At 36.7% G+C, this 18881-nt stretch carries 13 protein-coding genes; 4 read left to right on the top strand and 9 right to left on the bottom strand.

The window, feature by feature from the left end:
- Positions 1-195 precede the first annotated feature (195 nt).
- Positions 196-3069 carry a TonB-dependent receptor gene (locus tag AC27IF_RS17780; RefSeq protein WP_487055689.1) on the top strand — a complete coding sequence of 958 codons (2874 nt, stop codon included), beginning with the start codon at positions 196-198 and terminating at the stop codon, positions 3067-3069.
- Between the two features lie 107 nt (positions 3070-3176).
- Positions 3177-4748 (top strand): tryptophan halogenase family protein, encoded by a 1572-nt coding sequence (locus tag AC27IF_RS17785; protein ID WP_487055729.1) that lies wholly within the window; start codon positions 3177-3179, stop codon positions 4746-4748.
- 108 nt (positions 4749-4856) lie between these two features.
- Here the strand turns inward: AC27IF_RS17785 and AC27IF_RS17790 are convergent, their stop codons facing one another.
- Entirely contained in the window at positions 4857-5996 is a 1140-nt protein-coding gene (locus AC27IF_RS17790) for an endo-1,4-beta-xylanase (RefSeq protein ID WP_487055690.1), read from the bottom strand.
- 114 nt (positions 5997-6110) lie between these two features.
- On the opposite strand from AC27IF_RS17790, the gene AC27IF_RS17795 reads away from it, so the two are divergent.
- Positions 6111-7070: an SMP-30/gluconolactonase/LRE family protein gene (locus tag AC27IF_RS17795; RefSeq protein ID WP_487055691.1), complete on the top strand. Its 960-nt coding sequence runs from the start codon at positions 6111-6113 to the stop codon at positions 7068-7070.
- Between the two features lie 49 nt (positions 7071-7119).
- On the opposite strand, the gene AC27IF_RS17800 is transcribed toward AC27IF_RS17795, so the two are convergent.
- From AC27IF_RS17800 to AC27IF_RS17835, 8 genes are all read right to left on the bottom strand, one after another.
- Positions 7120-8187 (bottom strand): ABC transporter substrate-binding protein, encoded by a 1068-nt coding sequence (locus AC27IF_RS17800; RefSeq protein WP_487055692.1) that lies wholly within the window; start codon positions 8185-8187, stop codon positions 7120-7122.
- Positions 8188-8479: 292 nt separating this feature from the next.
- The gene (locus AC27IF_RS17805) at positions 8480-11455 is read right to left on the bottom strand and encodes an endo-1,4-beta-xylanase (protein WP_487055693.1); all 2976 of its coding nucleotides are present in this window, start codon (positions 11453-11455) and stop codon (positions 8480-8482) included.
- 254 nt (positions 11456-11709) lie between these two features.
- Positions 11710-12471, bottom strand: coding sequence for a ThuA domain-containing protein (locus AC27IF_RS17810; RefSeq protein ID WP_487055694.1), 762 nt, complete (start codon positions 12469-12471; stop codon positions 11710-11712).
- An 18-nt stretch (positions 12472-12489) separates the two neighbouring features.
- Positions 12490-12936 carry a cupin domain-containing protein gene (locus AC27IF_RS17815; RefSeq protein ID WP_487055695.1) on the bottom strand — a complete coding sequence of 149 codons (447 nt, stop codon included), beginning with the start codon at positions 12934-12936 and terminating at the stop codon, positions 12490-12492.
- Between the two features lie 88 nt (positions 12937-13024).
- Entirely contained in the window at positions 13025-14026 is a 1002-nt protein-coding gene (locus AC27IF_RS17820) for a Kelch repeat-containing protein (RefSeq protein ID WP_487055696.1), read from the bottom strand.
- Position 14027: 1 nt separating this feature from the next.
- Positions 14028-14858 carry a hypothetical protein gene (locus AC27IF_RS17825; RefSeq protein WP_487055697.1) on the bottom strand — a complete coding sequence of 277 codons (831 nt, stop codon included), beginning with the start codon at positions 14856-14858 and terminating at the stop codon, positions 14028-14030.
- A gap of 29 nt (positions 14859-14887) precedes the next feature.
- A complete protein-coding gene (locus tag AC27IF_RS17830; protein WP_487055698.1) occupies positions 14888-16546 on the bottom strand; it encodes a glycoside hydrolase family 43 protein in 1659 nt (552 codons plus the stop codon).
- 94 nt (positions 16547-16640) lie between these two features.
- Positions 16641-17822: an endo-1,4-beta-xylanase gene (locus tag AC27IF_RS17835; RefSeq protein WP_487055699.1), complete on the bottom strand. Its 1182-nt coding sequence runs from the start codon at positions 17820-17822 to the stop codon at positions 16641-16643.
- Between the two features lie 264 nt (positions 17823-18086).
- Here AC27IF_RS17835 and AC27IF_RS17840 point away from each other — a divergent pair, with 264 nt between their 5' ends.
- Entirely contained in the window at positions 18087-18818 is a 732-nt protein-coding gene (locus AC27IF_RS17840; protein ID WP_487055700.1) for an NUDIX hydrolase, read from the top strand.
- Positions 18819-18881 lie beyond the last annotated feature (63 nt).

Here is an 18881-nt window from a genome sequence, read left to right on the forward strand (position 1 = left end):
TTCACTATTTATAACACATTATATTTTTATCTTGTAGTTCTTTTTGTTCTTATTGGTGGTTGATCTAATTTAAATTGTGTGCAATATTGGTGTTGGATTAATTAATGAACAAAAAATTTTATAAGAATTAATCATTAGAATGGCATTTAAAGTCAATTAAACCAGAAAATAATAAAGCCTATTTGAAGGATAGTTATGAAGAATTTAAACAACATGTTTACACGCACTAAAATTGCGACTGCAGTCGCATTAGTCACGTTAAGTATTGCACCGAACTCTTTTGCTTTTGAAGCAGCGGAAGCGGTAAAAAAAGAAACGGAAGTTATCGAAGTAGTGGGAATTCGAAGCTCATTAATCAGCTCTGCGAATATCAAAAGAGAATCAAGTGGTGTTGTTGATGCAATAACCGCAGAAGATATTGGTAAATTTCCTGATACTAATTTAGCCGAATCATTGCAACGAATTACTGGTGTTTCTATAGATCGCTCAAATAATGAAGGTAACCAAGTATCGGTGCGTGGGTTCGGACCAACATTTAACATGGTTACTTTAAATGGCAGAGCTATGCCAACATCATCAACGCTTTCTACTGACCCTAGCATAAATCGAGCATTTAACTTTCAGCATATTGCTGCTGAAGTTGTCTCTGGAGTGAATGTATATAAAACCGGTAAAGCACATATAACTAGCGGCGGAATTGGTGCGACTATTGATTTGCAAACAGCAAAGCCACTTGCTTATGGCGAGCAAAAAGTATCATTATCTGCGAAGGGGATAATGGACACTAGTAATGTGCAAGGTGACGATATTACTCCAGAGTTTTCTGGCTTATACAGCAATGTATTCTTAGATGGTAAGTTAGGATTTTTAGCAGCCTATTCACATTCTGAGCGCGATAGTCGAAAAGAGGCTGTTATAAACGATGGCTGGTTAGCTGATGATGGCTCAGTATATACAGGAATTGATTCTTCAGGTATTACCAACCCAGAGAATCCCGATGGCATATTTTGGGTGCCTCGTAATTTTGCCGTTGAATATGGTGATCATGAACGTAAACGCGACAATATGCAATTTGTTGCACAATATGCTCCTACTGAAGAGCTAACCGTAACATTAGATTATACCGGCTCTCGATTCGATGAATCGATAGATCGCATTCAAACTGGCTTTTGGTTTGACTCAGACCAAAACACTACAGGTACTGTAGATAGTAATGGCACTGTCATAAACCCTCGCCATAAAAATCACCGTCTCAACTATGCCGCTATCCATCAAGTGGTTGAAACTGAAAATGATTCAGTGGGGTTAAATATTGTTTGGCAAGCTTCAGACAGTTTAACTCTTACTTTTGATGCGCATGATTCAACATCACAAACTCAACCGGGTGGCGAAATTAGTGAGTTTACTACCGTAATAAGTACGCCAGCAAATGCACGTTATGTTGATATTGGATTAGATTTCACAGACGCTGAAGTACCAGCGGTGTTCGCTCAAACTACAACTACTACTGAAGACGGTGTGGCACCAGCTCCAATTCCTGATAATTATGACCCTTACTCATTAGAAAATATTGATGGTGATGTGGTCGTTGTTCGTGGTCATGAAATTGAAAATAACATTCAACAATGGGAGTTAAGTGGTGAATGGGAGAATTTAAGTGATGGTTCATTAGCTAATATAAATTTTGGGATCGGTGGAACTAAATATAAATTTGATACCAATAAACGCTTTGGTTTTAGTGTTATTTATGACGTACTGGATATGAATGCGTTAGGGTTGTCATTCACTCCTGCAACGGTAGGTCAAAATTTTAGTGGTTCAGAGCAATTATTTGATATGCAATTTAACGCAGATCCCGATGTTGTTAACCAAGCTGTTGTTGATGGGGGCTATATCACTGAAGAGCCAGTCTCAATGGATAATATTATTGAAGATACGATATCGGCTTATGTGTCATTTGATTTTATTAGCGAGTTCAATAACTTCCCATTAAATATTAATGTTGGTTTACGTTATGAAGACACTAGCGTTACAGCTTCATCTACAGCAACACTACCAACAAGTTTATACTATATATCAGATGAAGAAATAAGAGGATACTTCCCTGCAGGTAGCGAAGTTAGTTTAGATACTTTAGAAGGAGGATACACCGAATTTTTGCCTAACCTTGATGTTTCATTAGAGTTAGAAGATGATTTGATGGCTCGTTTTTCTTATAGCAGAACATTAACGCGTAGTGATGTAAACGCGATTGCACCAGCAACAAAGATTACAAATATGCGCCCAGGCGGTCCATTTGATGCGACACAAGGTGACCCTAACTTATTACCTTATACGTCGAATAATATTGATCTGTCATTAGAGTGGTATTACGACGCAGGTAGTTATGCATCAATAGGTTATTTCCATAAGTTTGTTGATAATTTTATCGGCACAACGGTTGAGAGTAGAACCATCAATGGTGCAGATGGTACACCACTTACTGATCCATCAGTTAATCCAAGGCCTGGATGTCCGGATCCTTCAACTGACCCTTACAATTCTGCTTGTTTATCGCAACCTTCAGATCCTGAAGTCGATTTCACTGTAGTTACCCCTAAAAACCTTGAAGATGCAGAAGTAAATGGATGGGAGTTTGCTGTTCAGCATATGTTTGGTGAGTCTGGTTTTGGTGGACAGGTAAACTTTACTTTAGTTGATGGTGATGTGGAGTATGATTCGGCTTCGTTTGAACAAAGTGTTTCTCTAACCGGCCTGAGTGACTCAGCTAACTTAGTTGCTTTTTATGATAAAAATGGCTTTCAAGCGCGTATCGCTTATAACTGGCGTGATGAATTTTTATTAAGTACTAATCAATTTCATAGCCCGAGCGAACCTGTTTTTACTGAAGCATACGGACAGTTAGACTTTAATGTTAGTTACGACATTAATGAACATTTCACTGTGGTATTAGAAGGTTTGAACATACTGGAAGAAACAGCTCATCGTCATGGACGCTTTGAAAATCAATTTTTAGCGGCAGAAGATTTTGGTAGTCGCTATGTCATTGGAGTTAGAGCTAATTTTTAAAGCTGTGAACCATTGTTTTTATGCATAGTTCTCCCCTAGGAAATGTGCATTTTAGGCTGCCTCATTGAGGCAGCCTCTTTTTGTTAAAGGAATTATTGGAGGCAGTCATTACAAAGTTAATCAAAAATATCGTGATTGTTGGTGGTGGCACAGCAGGTTGGTTAACTGCAGGGGTGCTAGCTGCTACAGCAAAAGAAAAGTATGGTAGTCACAGCGTCAATTTAACTTTAATTGAATCTCCCTCTATTGAACCCGTTGGTGTTGGCGAAGGAACTTGGCCAACTATGCGTAATACATTACAACGCATGGGAATTAGTGAACATGACTTTATTCGAAATTGTGATGTCTCATTTAAGCAGGGCTCAAAGTTTTGCCAATGGCAAAGTGATAAATGTTCAGGGCTTGTTAATAATAGCTATTATCATCCTTTTTCATTGCCACAAGGTTTCTTGAAAACTAATTTAGCGTGGCACTGGATGGCTAAGGACTACAACATGCCATTCTCAGAGCTTGTATCACCACAGCAGGTCATTTGTGAAAATAAATTAGCGCCTAAACAGTTATCAGCACCAGAATATGCATACACATGCAACTATGGCTATCATTTAGATGCTTGTCTTTTTGCTCAATTTTTAAAAGAGCACTGTTTAGATAAACTTAACGTTAACTATATTCGCGACGACGTGATATCAGTTAAATCCCAAGCTAATAACAAGGATATTGATGGCGTAGAAACCAAAACTAACGGGTTGATATCAGGTGATTTGTTTGTTGATTGCACGGGAAGTAACGCTTTATTGATTAGTAAACATTACCAAGTACCTTTTGTCTCACAAAAACAGACACTATTTATTGATTCTGCACTTGCCGTACAGATACCTTATGAAAATGATGACAGTGCTATTTTCTCTGCTACCATATCAACAGCCCAAGAAGCCGGTTGGATATGGGATATAGGTTTGTTTAGTCGGCGTGGAGTAGGGCATGTTTATGCCAGTGACTTTATTAGTGATGAGAAAGCAGAGCAGCAATTATTTGCTTATATTGAGCAAAATACTCGCGGTGTAAAAAATATAAAAGATGTAAAAGTTAAGAAAATAAAATTTGAGCCAGGGCATAGAGAAATATTTTGGCAAAATAACTGTGTTGCCATTGGATTATCCGCTGGCTTTGTTGAGCCGCTTGAAGCGTCATCTTTAGCCTTGGTAGAAATATCTGCCAATATGCTAGCTGACCAGCTACCTAAAACTCGCAATACTTTGGATGCAATTGCCAATCGATTTAATGAACGTATGTTACATCATTGGCAAGCGACAGTTGATTTTTTAAAGCTTCATTATGTTTTGAGTAAACGAAATGGAAAATTTTGGCAAGAGAATCGTCAAAACTCCAGTATTCCTGAAAGCTTATCTACCCATCTTGAGCTTTGGCAAGAGCAAGTACCATGGCATTATGATTTTGACCGGTCACAAGTATTTCCTTCTGCCAGTTATCAATATGTTTTATGTGGAATGGGCTTTAAGACAAAACTCTATGGAAGGCCTTCGTTAGAAGAACAGACGAAAGCTGTAGCTCATTTTAATCAAGTACAGAAAGAGACGGGCTTATATTTATCTAACTTAACCTCAAACAGAACACTATTGAAACAATTAAGGTGCAGTAACCCTAGCTTGAAATGACACTTTTCTCCTTATAGATACAAAGTGGCATAACGTTTATAAATATTTAATCCGTATAAGTTTAAAGTTATTAATTTATACGGATTAAATTCGTCTTGAAGGAGTAAATCAATCTTGTTTGGGAATGTTTATAATTGCGCTAACGGCATTTTTAGGTTGTAAATTTCTATTCCATAACAAAGGATAATTTGTTCTATTGGGGATCGGATAATAGTTTTTCCATGACATGCTGTCGTCCACTCCCCAAAAAGTCACTCTATCAATTTGATCTTTATGTTTATAAAATATTTTAAAAAGATCTTGATAGCGTTTGGTTAGTAACGCTTCAACTTCATCAGGTAATCCTTCTTGATATGGGTCTAAAAACTCTTTAAATTCAGGCAATTCATATTGTGGGTGCATTAATCCGGTACCAATGACTTGCCCTCTTTTGGTAATTGGTAGAACATCAATATCTAGCTCACTGATCATTACTTTCAACCCTAATGCAGCGTAGGCATCTATCGCCGCCTCAATGTATTCTGTTTTAGGGAAATTTAAGCCCCAGTGAGCCTGAATACCTATGCCATCAATACGAATGCCATTATTTTGAAGCATTTTAACCATACGAATAATGCCATCTCTTTTTTCCGGACGCCAAGCATTAAAATCGTTGTAATATAGTTCGGTATTAGGGGAGTACTTTTGTGCATATTTAAATGCTGCTTTAACGACTTCGTCACCATTGCCAACTCTTTCTACCCAGATGGTATTACGATAATTACCGTCTTCACCAATAATCTCGTTAACAACATCCCAGGCATCTATTTTGTCTGCATATCGAGTTGCTACAACTTTAATATATTGATGCATGCGTTCAAGCTGTTGTTTAGATGAATTTGGAGTACCGTCTTTAGTTAAAAAGAACCAGTCAGGAGTTTGATTATGCCAAACAAGGGTATGACCTAATACGAACATGTTTTGCTGGTTGGCAAACTCGACAAACTTATCCGCAGCATCGAAATTATATTGTCCCTCAATAGGGTTAATTATTTCAGCTTTCATTGAGTTTTCTAACGTAATTGAGTTGGAGTGTTGCTTAACAATGTTTTGTAAAGTTATCGATTTTCCAGACACAATGTCATCATTAACCGCCATTCCTATTTTAAATGATGAAGCATAAGCTGATTTTAACGTCTGTTCATTTGCTATCACTAGGTTATTTATCAACGAAAGATAACTGATGACAACTAGTATAAAAAATTTCATATTCGGATCTTATGTAAAGTAATGGGTAATGCATCTTATAGTCAACTTGACAAATACTCAAGTTTTAATATGATGTGTTGTTATAAACATGACAAAGTAGAGATGGGATGATTGATGAAATTTAAACAACTATGTATCAGTGTATTGTGCGCAAACTTATTCATCGTTACTGAGAAAAGCGCAGCAGGGGAGCTAGAGAGCTATTGTAAATCCGGCTATACAGTAAATGACAGCCAAACAAGTTTAAAGCTACTCAGTGGTGACTTCTTGTTTTTGGAAGGTCCTACTTGGTCGGCTAAACATAATGTTTTTTATTTTTCAGAAATGAATTTCGCTGGCTCACAAGAGTTTGGTCCTGTTTCTAACATTTACCAATTAAATTTACCCAATAATATTAGCCTCTATAAAAAAAGTGCTGGCACTAATGGTTTACTGACTTCGGGAGATTATATCTATGCAATGAACCATGCTAAACGTGGTTTATCTCGAATATACATTCCAACGAGCCAAAGTAAAATACTTGCTAGTCGGTATCAAGGGCTAGCATTTAATTCGCCAAACGATTTAGTTAAGGCTACAAATGGCACGGTATATTTTACTGACCCAGATTGGCAGCTTGGTGATAGAACTAAAGAAATGGCATATACGGGAGTATTCTCTGTCAATCCTGATGGCAATGTAACACTCATTGATCAGTCTTTAGTGAAACCAAATGGGATTGCTTTATCTCCGGATCAAACAACGCTATACGTAGGGAGTTTTAGTAATAAAATTTTTAAATATCAAATTAGTACCTCTGGCGAGATTACACATAAAGAAGCCTTTATTACTATTGATTCCCCTGATGGAATGGCGGTAGATTGCGCAGGTAACATATATGTCACCAGTCACAATGAGGGAAATATTTACGTTTATTCAAGTGATGGCTCCCAATTAGATAAAATTAATGTAGGGCCTAAAGTCACGAATATTTCCTTTGGTGGAAAGCATTTAAAGACAATTTTAATTACTACAGCTCATGGGTTGTACTCACTTGAGGTTGATATTCCAGGATTTGTTGCCGTGAAGAACTAGCTTTAAACTGGCAATTGTTTTTATGAGCATCCCTCATTTAAATACTTATTTAGAATTGAAGATTGAAGTTATACTTTTCTAGGCTAGGTGTGTAAAACTTGGAATATTCTTTATAATCGAGCAATTGCCATTTTTTATTGAAGAAATAATCTTTTTTGTTTAATAGTTCCTTTTTCGTTATCGCGTAAAAATTTGTTTTGTGATTAACTCCTATGTCCTCTTTAAAATCGATTCCTTGAGAGTAATCTTTAATCATTACCATAGCCCATGCACCATCCATAAAATGACCACCAACGGCGACATCTATTCTACCTGATAATACTTCTTTTAAGATTAAGTTTGACCATTCTATTTCGCCAACAATAGAGTCTGTTTTTACCTTATCTAATATCCCTAAAGACATACCGCCGCCAGCACTCCAGTAGATGTTACTATCAGGATATCTTGATAATATATTGGGTAATATACTTTTAACGTATTGGCTACTCCATTTAGCATGAATAGTTTGCTGAATACTTACTTGGTTCGCATGTCGGTGAATAAAAGTGTTAAGTCCATCTATTCGTTGACTTGAAACACTTGTATCCCGACTCCCTGCAAAGCTGAGTAGTGTGTATGGCGTAGGCATAAGTTTAAGTTGAGCAATTCTATAAAGCTCTTGCGTTAATAAAAAGCCTCCTTGGGCATTGTCAGGGGAAATACTGCCAAGCCAATATTTGTACTTTTCTCTAGGGGAGCCTAGATTGAGTCTGTCACTTTGTTCAACACCGCTATTCACTATAAGGGTGTAAACATGTTTTTTCTCAGCCATTTCAAGAATATCCTTGGTCATACCCAAATTAGCGATGGTAACAAGGAAGTGAGGAGGGGTTTTTCTAGTTAGAACGTTACTTATAATACTACGAGTACTAAATCGATTAGAATCTCCATATAATATTTCTAATTCTAACTCTAAATCTTTAGCTGATTTTGACATGACGGTAATAAAGTCTTGCCAAAAAACATTATGAGTATCTTTAGGAGCAGGTGCAATAAAAGTAACGAGAGTTTGTTCTGCTGATATTGAAAAGCTACAAAATAAAAAGATAACAAATAACTTCAACTTATTGAAAGCCATAAATCACCACCCAGAGAACTTCATCCATTAAGTTTAGCAGAATCCTATATTTTAATGATACTCTGATTTAAACAAGATATAGCAGGGTATATGTACGTCAGAAGCAGTGTAGTCTTTGTCGTATTGCTAACTAGCTTTCGACTGATAGTTTCGTCATGAATCTAGTCTGATAAAAACAATACTTATCATCAAGATGCTCTTATATTTTCATTAAGGCGTTAACGCTAAGTAAAGGCAAATAACGCATGCAATTACTTAGCTTCCAAATGATTAAACTAGGTATTTTACTGATTTATTCTGCAATAACCGCTTTTAAAACAGCGTCGTCTAAATACATATCAATACCGGCGGCTGCATTATCAAAATAAATAAAGAGCTCCTCCAGTTCACATGCCGGAGTGGTAAAACTGCCACGTATTTCAGTCCAATCATCATTAGTAACGGTTGTTGCGTTAGCTGCGCCAATATACTCCTCAGCTCCGCCTACACATTTTTGCTTGACGGTAATACTAACTTCTTCGCTTGTTGAGCCGGCAATGCGTATCCAGCCACTTACTTCATAGTCTGTGTTTGCTGATGCTGAGCCTGAGAAGTCATAAACTGGCCCTTGCCAATTTTCGGTACGAGAGTTGATTAACGCTGATTTTTCTCCGCTATGTGCGAATTCGGTAGTTTCTTCAATATTTGCACTCCAAGTCGTCCAACCAGTGATACCTGACTCAAAATTTGAGTTGCTAAATAAATTATCTGGATCAACAGAAATTTCACTTGTGATAGTCACGGTGTCAATGTAGATATCTACACCGGCAGCAGGGCCATCAAAATAGATTACAGCGTCAGTTAATGCACAATCTGGTAAAACTAAACTACCGCGAAGCTCTGTCCACTCTGTATTTGTTGTGGTGATTGAACCATGACCACTATATTGTGCTTCCTGACCATCACATTGTGATTTTAAGGTAATGTTAATTGTTTCTGACGGGGAGTTTTCTATACGGGAAAATACCGATATATCGAAGCTTTTACCTGACTCAGCAAAGGGTAAAATATTGAATACTGGTCCTTGCCATGTGTCTGTTCTTTCTGCATGTAAGGCACTGCTATTACCAGTATTGGCATAGTTTGTAGAAGTAATAAGCGATCCTGCCCATACAGACCAAATATCGGTACTCTGTTCAAAATCACTATTTTCAACTAGGTTTTCACCCATACTTTTTTCTTTGGCATGCAATGTTACATCATCAATATAAATATCGGTAGTGATCGCCGGCCCCTCAAAATAAAGTACAGCATCACTTAATGCGCAGCTAGGTAATGTGACTTGTCCTGCCATTAATGACCAATCGTTGCTGTTAGCATGTGCTGCTGCAGTACCTAAATATTTATCACCATCTGCACACGTTGCTCTGATTGTCGCTTTAACTTGCGCTGAGCCTTCACTAACACTGGCTCTGGCAAATAGTTGGTATGTTTCACCTGATTCAACAAGGCTAAATATATTGTATGACGGGCCTTGATACTCGGCTGTTCGGTTAGTGCTGACAAGGCTTTGTGTACCAGAGAATACTTTATCTGTTGTGATGGCTATTTCTGATGTGTCAAAACCACTCCAACCTGATGCATCAATTTCAAAATCACTGTTAGGGAGAATGTTTTCGCCAAATCCTTCTGTATTCGGTGTTAATATTTGCGGACGTAGGCTAACTGCATCTAAGTAGATTTCTTCATTAGTGGCAGGTCCTTCAATCGTCAAGAGCCCTGAATCTATATCACAATCAGGAGTGGTTAACGTGCCGACAAGTTGAGTGAATTCACTATTGCTTAAACTAGCTTCATTAATGATCAAAGTTTGACTTTCTTCATCAAGACATTGTAGCGTAACTGTTAAGCGACTGTCTGTACTGACGGTATTTGTTGACATTACCCAAGCTTGAACGTCATAAACTTTGTTGCCAGTGATTAACTCAGTGATATCTATAGAGGCAGTGCTTAGTGATGATTCATTGGCAGAAATTAACAATGATGCATGTCCATTGTGTTTATTAACCGTGCTTCTTACTGGAGTTTCATCTGAAGTTTCCCAACCATCGGTTGCTATTTCAAAGTTACCATTAGCAATTAAATTAGGCAGGGTAGCTGTGCTGTCAGCTTCAATGCCAACCAATGCATCAGCAATACCATAATAAGCAGGCTTTCTTTCATAGTCTGCGGTATATAGTAACGGATCATCTGGCCCAAATTCACCATCGATCCAACTATATTTATCCGTAAATCCCCAAACTGTAATGGCGTCACAACGCTCTACGTTCATACATGCATTCACTGCTCGGTGGTAAACCTGCTGCTGAATAGCAATATTTGTAACTGGATCCCATGGTAGTGCTGATAGTCGTACATCTATCTCACTAATATTCACATCAAGTCCTAAGTCTGCAAAGCGGGCTAAATTATCCGTCATTTGTTGTGTGCTTGGAGCACTTGCAGCATCGAGGTGCATTTGAAAACCAACACCATGGATTGGAATTTCATTTTCAATGAGCTCTTTTACCATAGTAAAAACGGCATCTGATTTAGCGTTTATATTAGCAATGCTGTAATCGTTATAAAAAAGTTTTGCTGAAGGTTCAGCTTCATGTGCTGTTACAAAAGACTGTGCAATATAGTCCTTACCTAATTTTTGAAAGAAGATTGAATCGCGATAGTTTGCATCGTCACCTATGACTTCATTAACAACATCCCACGCATAAATTTGACCGCTATAATGGCTCGCAGTTGTATTTATGTGATTATCTATTAATTGTATTAACTCTTCTTCAGAAAGCGTGTCATTGATAAATGAAGGAGCTTGTCTATGCCATACAAAGGCATGTCCTTTAAATGCTATTTCATTTTCTTCAACAAAATCAATCATGTTGTCTAATGACGTAAAATCCCATTCATCAGAACCCGCTGTTTGTATTGAACCCCATTTCGCGACATTTTCAGGTGTTGCATAGTTAAATTCTTTTTTTACTACCTCTATATATGCGGCTTCATTATTACTCAGAACACCATTGTTTAAGGCTGTACCAATTCTTCTGTTTGATTTGCTTGCCGCCTCAATTAAATTCGTTACTAGGGGCTCAATCGTTTTTGGCTCTTCGATTACTGGTGGTAGTACTTCTGGTGTTGTTTGTTCTTCATTTGAACATCCAGACATGATTAGTATGGCAGGAGTAACTAATAAAGTTGCTTTTAGTCGTATTATTTTATTCTTTATTATGCTCATTTTTTTTCCTAAAAGGTTGCGTGTACTTTTGTTTGTTTTCCTAAAATATTATTGTTTTAATGTTAACTTAATGTCAAAAAGACAATTAGCTTATTGTAAGATAGACTATTTGGTTGTTGGTGACAATATAAATAATAGTTAAATAGACGAATTCTGAATGGGTTGCTTTTAAGTCTTTGATTTTTAGTGGTTTTTTTTGGTCGTTAAAGTGAGAAGGGAGTATTTCTTAGTGTATGAAATACTCCTGTATTTACTTAAAGACCTTTACCTGTGGCCGCCCAAAATATCCCTCCATATAGGTGGGTTTTAAAGACATAATTATGATGAACAGCGTTGAGGTGACCTAATGCTGTGTAAAAAGAGCGACCTCCATCATATTTCTGATACCAAGCGATAGGATGAAAGTCTCCCATGCCATTACCTGTTTTATTGTTACCCCAGTCGGAGCTTGTGTTGTAACTATTTTCATCAACTGTTAATAAATAGTTTAAATTTTTACTGTTTTCAGGGCCAAAATCATACCATTCATCTGTCCATAGAAAGTTAGTTGCTAGCTGACCCATACCAGGGAAAGCATGATCCATAACCTGTAATTTTGCTGTCTGAACTTTTGGATGAATTATAAAAGTTCGACCCACTAACTTTTGATACCAAGGCCAATTAATTTCGGTATCAGATGCGCTATGAATACCAACAAACCCTTTTCCTGATTGTATAAAGCGTTTTAATGCAGCTTGTTGATCTTTGTTCAGTACATCCCCTGATGTCATCATAAATATGACAACATCAAATTTTGCTAGGAATTCATCATTAAAGTATGATGACTCTTCATGCCACACAACATTGAAATGATGCTCTTTGGCTAGTGATGTTATATTTTCTACACCTGCTGGTATTGATTTATGGTGCCATCCTGTGGTTTTAGTAAATAGAAGGGCGCTAAATTGTTGTGATAAGCTTAATGATGAAGCCAAGCTTAACGATAGAGCAAGCATTATATTTAAGATGGTTTTCATGCGTTAGATTCTCTCTTTTTAGTGATCTTTTTTGTTTTTACTGTTTGCTCTAACAATAAAAAACTTCATCGGTGTGTCGCCTGTATTGTATATTCCATGCGTATCCCAAGGGGATACATAGAGAACATCTCCTGCTTTAGCCTCAGATTTTTTGCCATTTATAGTCCAAGTGCCTGACCCTTCAACAACATATAAATACTCTTCTTCAGCATGCTTGTGTGGTGGATGTATTTCATTATTGGGCTCTATAATTGCAATACCGACAATGGCATCTTTAGTACCTGCACTTTCACCATAAAAATAGGTATGAAAAACACTCCCTTCATAGGTCGTTTGGTGAGTCTTGTTAAAGCTAACAACTTTTGTTGTTATGGTTAAATCTTGTGTCGATTGAACACTAAAAGTTAAAGCGCAAGCAGTAACTAATGCAAGAGTGCTCAGTATATTTTTTACTGTATTTGTCATGATTTACTCCAAGTTTTACTGTAGCCATTTGCCAATTATCAGACCAAAATCTCAGCAAGATGCTTTAGAAAGGTTAGATTCAAATAAATTAGTGTTGAGTAAATATTTTGTCGATACTTATTGCTTCAACAGAATGTAATTCCGGAGAGCCTCCTTGCATTCCTGAGCCTGATGCTATCCATAACTTTCCTTTCAATTCTATTATGCCGCTGCCATGCCTACCTTGTATTAAAGATGGGGCTTGTGTCCACGTCCTTAAGTCGGTATTAAATAAGTGCACTTCTTCATGTGCTTTTGTTGGGTTTTGGCTTTCTCCTCCAGCAATAATAAAACTGTTTTTGAAGGGGAATATTGATATACCTGCTCTAGGAATAGGTAGTTTTTCGTCTAGAGATATCCATTGTGAGTTATGAGTATCAAATACATCTACAGTACTTTCAACGAGTTCAAATACTTGGTTGTTTTTTCCAAATGTCTTGCGTCCTCCTGCCACATATATTTTACTATTTATCATGGCACCTTGAGCATGATCTCTAGCTCTAGGTGCGTTAGGCAAGATACTCCATTGCTTTGTGATAAAGTTATATTTATCAACCCAATTAACATTTCCATCAATGTGACCATTGGTTATTCCGCCAATGAGATACAGTGAATTTGAGTCAATGATTGTTATAGTGCTACCTCTCAATCTGTCTTTAGGAATAGCAGGGCCTTTTTCCCAGGTATTAGTACTTGGATAAAAATAATATATGTACTTCACAGGTTGTTCATTTGGATAATTCCCTGTTAATGCACCAGCTATTACAATGCGATTTTTCCAGACTGCAGGTTGGAAGTGATGCAATTCTATAGGTGACTTAGCGAATGAATGCCAAGTTAAAAAGTTAGGATCAAACGAGTCAACGGTTTTGATACCTCTGCCACCAATTAGGTATCCTTTACCATTTAACTCAATAAATCCTGCTTCATGGCGAGCAGAAAATGACTTATCAGTAGTTATGTTTTCCCATGTCTGAGCCTGACTATGTACTGATGTTAGAAGCTCAATAGAAATAATAAAGATGAAAGTAATGAAAGTGATATTTTTCATTTTATTCTTCTCGGTTAAATGCGGCAAAGAAGTCTGCGACATTAGAAAGGTTTTTAATATCTAAAGCGTATATAACCTCCACTAAATCTGAAAAGTCAGCACCGCCATTAGTGATGGCTTTGTTATCGTATCGACCATCTACTCCGTTATATGTACTAGATATTTTATTTGCCATTTGCCAAGTTTTAGACGAGATAAGCGATGTATTTTCAAGTTTTTTAACTAAAAATGTTTCATCGTTAAAGCCTGGAGAGCCATTAGCGAGTAAATTCCCATCAGGTATTTTTATATATGTCGTGCTGTTTTTAATATAATTTAACGCACCTTTACTCGTTTCTTTTTCATTCCAATCACTATGCTGAATGACAATAAATTGATCTTTTGAAAAAGTGATATTGCTCTGATTAAGCGCAAATAATAATGCTTGAGTGAAGTCACTTTGGCCTGCCTCTGCTATCCAAATCTTTCCACCGTTTGATAATGTATGAGCTACTTTTTTAGCTGTACTGTTAATAGCGTCTTGTCGGTAATTATGTGCATCTACCCAACGATCGTTAAAAACATTATCCATTAACTTATTGGCCGGTACATATAGGCCTGATTGTATGCCGTACGTTCCGCTAACAGCGTAATAGTTAAGTGCTTTAAAACGACTAGATTTAAGTATTAAATCTAAAGCTGCGACGGTATGCACATCATCAACATCCGTTTTCAAGTCAAAATGTAAAAGTAATAAGTCAGTATCAATAGCAAATTTATGTTCGATGCTATAACTGTTAAGCGATAAACAGATAGACACAGCAAATATTATTTTTTTTAGCCTATTTATCATGAAGACTCCTTATAGTTATGGTATTTAAGTTAAACGTTAAGCTTTTCTTGGTAGTTAAGAAATTCAAAATCCGCATGGATTTTTTGCCCCGATAAACCTTGGCAAGCCACACCAAAGAATGCACCGGTAAAACAAGGTGAATAGCCTTTTTCGCTATGTACAACGTAATCATCAGATAAGATGCTTCCATCTAACTCTGGGCCTATTTTCTGCCATTGAGGTGCGTTATCTATTAACTTTACTGAAAAATAAAACTGTAATTTAGCGCCGTTAAAGTCAGCCTTAAGGTATATTTTCATGGCATGAGTTACGTCAATAGGTGCTGACAATGGGTAAGTCGTTTTATTATCGTCGCAGGTTAATATGTTGATGAATTTTTTGCCTGTATATGCGCCAATATCATCTCCAGAAATAAATACATAGTGATAGTGTGTTGTGTTGTAGTAACAAGTTAATCCGGCCATTTGTTGGAAGTTTTCAGGTGAAAATTCTACACAGGTGGAGGCGATAGCATGTTGGCATTGTACTCTTCTGGCCAGCATACTTTGTTCAAAGCATGAGCTTAGTGACTCTCTGCCGTATAAACGTAAATACCCTTGTCTATCTGTTTGATTTGCCCAGTTGCTATCAACGGGAACACGTAAACTTTGCAAATTAATATCAATGTTTTCTGAATTAAAGGTAATTAAACCGTGTTCACCTTTGAATTTATGTTCGGGTAAACCTGGTGAAGGCACGTACTGGCGAGGCAGGTTGTAAGAGGGATGCGCTACATCATTTTCCGTTGAGGACTCTTTATCGAGATAAAGCCAATTATCTTGATGCCATTTCATTTTTTCTATCGCTGTCTCCCTACCTGTTATGCACCGACCTTGTGTCGTCAGCGGTCGGCTTGTTAGGAATACCATGTACCATTGACCATCTTGTGTTTCTACAAGATCTGCGTGTCCAGCTTTTTGTAAGTAGTGTTGAGGAGAGTATTTAGCCGTTAATATTGGGTTTCTAGGGTGTATTTCGTACGGGCCAAATAATGATTTTGACCGTGCTAGGGATACACAGTGCCCATAACTTGTTCCACCTTCAGCTGTTAATAAGTAATAATAGCCATTTTTTTTATACAGGTGAGGGCCCTCTGTAAAACCATGCTCGGTACCTGAAAATATATGATGTATATCACCAACAAGTTGTTTCAATTTTACATCAAATTCTTGGATGATAATGCCACCAAAAAATTTATTATTACGATGGTCAACCATCATGTTAATGATATATGACTTACCGTCATTGTCATGAAAGAGTGAAGGGTCAAAACCACTGGAGTTGATAAAATTAGGTTCAGACCATGGGCCATTTATATTAGAAGCGGTGACTATATAGTTAGGCGTATCCTTCCAGTCGCCATTAAAATTTTTAACATTGGTATACACTAAATAATACGTGCCGTGCTTATAACTTAAACAGGGGGCCCATACTCCGCATGAATCCGCGACTCCTTTCATTTCTAGTTGTGTAGTGCTATTTAAGGGGGGAGGTAATAGTGTCCAATTAACTAAATCTTTAGAGTGGTGGAGTTGCACACCAGGAAACCATTCAAAAGTGGATGTAGCGATATAGTAATCATCATCAACTCTAATAATGCTAGGGTCGGGATTAAAACCTTTTAAAATAGGGTTAACAATTTTTATCATGAGTTATTTGCTTCATTCATTAAGCTATTATTGGAAAAAAGGTAACCACAACTGAAAAAGCTTATGGTTACCTAGGGGGAGAAGCTAAGTGATGTTATTGAGTGTTAAGTGTATGGACAAAAGGTTTAGCTTTAAGTTGGCGATCAAATAGCAAAGGGTAATCGGTACGTCCCTTCATCGGCCAATCATTTCGCCATGTTTGAGCATCATTGACACCCCAAAAAGTGACTCTTTCAATGACCTTATGGTGTTTATTAAAAATAGCAAAGATTGCTTGGTATCGACTTGCTAATTCTTCCATTACGCTTTGGGGTAAACCATTAGGATAAGGGTTAAATGATTCTTGTAATTCAATATTAAGAGAAACATCTGCCCCCATGTTTTCCTCATCTGGAAATGGTATGACAGAAATATCTAATTCAGTAATGAGTACATCAATATTTAAATCACTATATGCTTTTATCGAGTCTTCTACTTCACTCAATTGAGGCGTTGTTAAAGAGTAATGCGCCTGCATGCCTACGCCATCAATTTTTATACCTTTACTCTGTAATCGTTTTACTAATTTGATAACGCCATTACGCTTTTCAGGCTTATACAAATTGTAATCGTTGTAATAGAGTTTTGCATGAGGAGCGGCTTTAGCTGCCATCATAAAGGCTTGTTCAATAAAGTCTTCGCCAATTATTTCGAGCCATTTAGACTCTCTAAGTGTGCCATCCTCATTGAATGCTTCATTAACGACATCCCAAGCGTTTATTTTACCTTTATATCTTCCTGCAACAGCATTGATATGAGCTTCCATGCGTTGTAATAGTTCTTTACGGTTTAAAGTACTTCCGTCTTTGTGTTCAAACACCCAGTCAGGAACCTGGGAGTGCCATACAAGTGTGTGGCCCGTTATAAATTGTTGATTATTATTTGCAAAATTCACTAATGCATCAGCGGCTTCAAAATCGTATACACCCGGCTTTGGGTTGATTCTTTCCCATTTCATTGAATTTTCTGGTGTTATCGCATTAAAGTGAGTATTTACAAAAGGTAAGATATTGGTTTCGCTGCCAATAATTTGATCGCGACTTAGCGCTGTACCTATTTTATATTTATCTAAAAACATATCTTTCAACACTAGAAAATCTGATGAGTTAAGCCTTGTTTGACTATTTTCAATAGGGGGGGCATCTTTAGTGCTTTGGTTTGAACCCATACATGCTGATAATGCTATGGTAATGAAAGGAATATGTAACCAAACTCTAATTGTATTGTTTTTAAACATTATGAAATACCTAATTGTAATTATGACTATTACTATGTCTTTTATCAGAGTTAGTTTCAACTATTTTTTATTAAATATATTGTTTTTTTAAATAGACTTATGAATTATTTAAATTTTTTTGATAAAAACAAGAAATTTTAGTTAGCAAAATTTGCTTTGTTTTCAGGGAGATTGTATTATCTTTTATCATATAAAATAGTCTTATTAACTATATGAATAGTTAACGAACAAGCTTTAATTATTATACCTTTTAAGAGTAAATTTATGCCGAACAGTTACACTAATACGTCAAGTATCGAGCTTGATGAAGAAAATATTCCAAAAAACTGTATTCGTAACCTAACGGTAGATAATCTGATTTTTACCTTACATGAGAGCAAGCTTAAAGTACTCTTAGTTAAATACAATAGAGGATTAGCAACCAATAAATGGGGCTTAATTGGACATTGGGTACGAGATGATGAAAATTTACAAGATGCTGCATTACGGGTAGTGAAAAAAACTACTAACGTTGATAACCTCTATTTAGACCAACTGGGAGCATTTGGTGATGTAGATCGTTATCCAGGCGGCAGAATTATTACCATTGTATATTATTCCTTAGTAAGACATGAAGAAACTAATTTAATTAGTGGTGAAAATGCCATTGAATGTGAATGGTTTGATGTTTATGATCTTCCTGAGTTAATGTTTGACCATTCAGATATCTTAAGTGCCGGTTTAGATTTCTTAAAATATAAAGTACGTCATGAGCCTATCGGTTTTAATTTATTACCTGAAAAATTCACGTTACTAGAGTTACAAGAAATATATGAAGCAATACTTAATAAAACATTAGATAAACCTAATTTTCGTCGCAAAATTCAGAAAATGAATTTATTGATTAATTGCAAGGAAAAACAAAAGAAAGTAGCGCATCGTGCAGCGACCTTATATCGATTTGACATAAATGTGTATGAAAAACTGAGAGAGTTTGGTTTTACTTTTGAATTTTAATTAACCTTATGAGACTTACCTAAAAGGCAACATTCGTTGCCTTTTTTTATGCCTAACCGATAG

Source organism: Colwellia sp. KS18-150 (genome assembly GCF_057551365.1).

What these genes read in the sequence shown, in the direction of transcription:
- AC27IF_RS17780 (WP_487055689.1), top strand. Translation starts at nt 196, where the DNA reads ATGAAGAATTTAAACAACATGTTTACACGCACTAAAATTGCGACTGCA.
- AC27IF_RS17790 (WP_487055690.1), bottom strand. Translation starts at nt 5,996, where the DNA reads ATGAAATTTTTTATACTAGTTGTCATCAGTTATCTTTCGTTGATAAAT.
- AC27IF_RS17795 (WP_487055691.1), top strand. Translation starts at nt 6,111, where the DNA reads ATGAAATTTAAACAACTATGTATCAGTGTATTGTGCGCAAACTTATTC.
- AC27IF_RS17800 (WP_487055692.1), bottom strand. Translation starts at nt 8,187, where the DNA reads ATGGCTTTCAATAAGTTGAAGTTATTTGTTATCTTTTTATTTTGTAGC.
- AC27IF_RS17805 (WP_487055693.1), bottom strand. Translation starts at nt 11,455, where the DNA reads ATGAGCATAATAAAGAATAAAATAATACGACTAAAAGCAACTTTATTA.
- AC27IF_RS17810 (WP_487055694.1), bottom strand. Translation starts at nt 12,471, where the DNA reads ATGAAAACCATCTTAAATATAATGCTTGCTCTATCGTTAAGCTTGGCT.
- AC27IF_RS17815 (WP_487055695.1), bottom strand. Translation starts at nt 12,936, where the DNA reads ATGACAAATACAGTAAAAAATATACTGAGCACTCTTGCATTAGTTACT.
- AC27IF_RS17820 (WP_487055696.1), bottom strand. Translation starts at nt 14,026, where the DNA reads ATGAAAAATATCACTTTCATTACTTTCATCTTTATTATTTCTATTGAG.
- AC27IF_RS17825 (WP_487055697.1), bottom strand. Translation starts at nt 14,858, where the DNA reads ATGATAAATAGGCTAAAAAAAATAATATTTGCTGTGTCTATCTGTTTA.
- AC27IF_RS17830 (WP_487055698.1), bottom strand. Translation starts at nt 16,546, where the DNA reads ATGATAAAAATTGTTAACCCTATTTTAAAAGGTTTTAATCCCGACCCT.
- AC27IF_RS17835 (WP_487055699.1), bottom strand. Translation starts at nt 17,822, where the DNA reads ATGTTTAAAAACAATACAATTAGAGTTTGGTTACATATTCCTTTCATT.
- AC27IF_RS17840 (WP_487055700.1), top strand. Translation starts at nt 18,087, where the DNA reads ATGCCGAACAGTTACACTAATACGTCAAGTATCGAGCTTGATGAAGAA.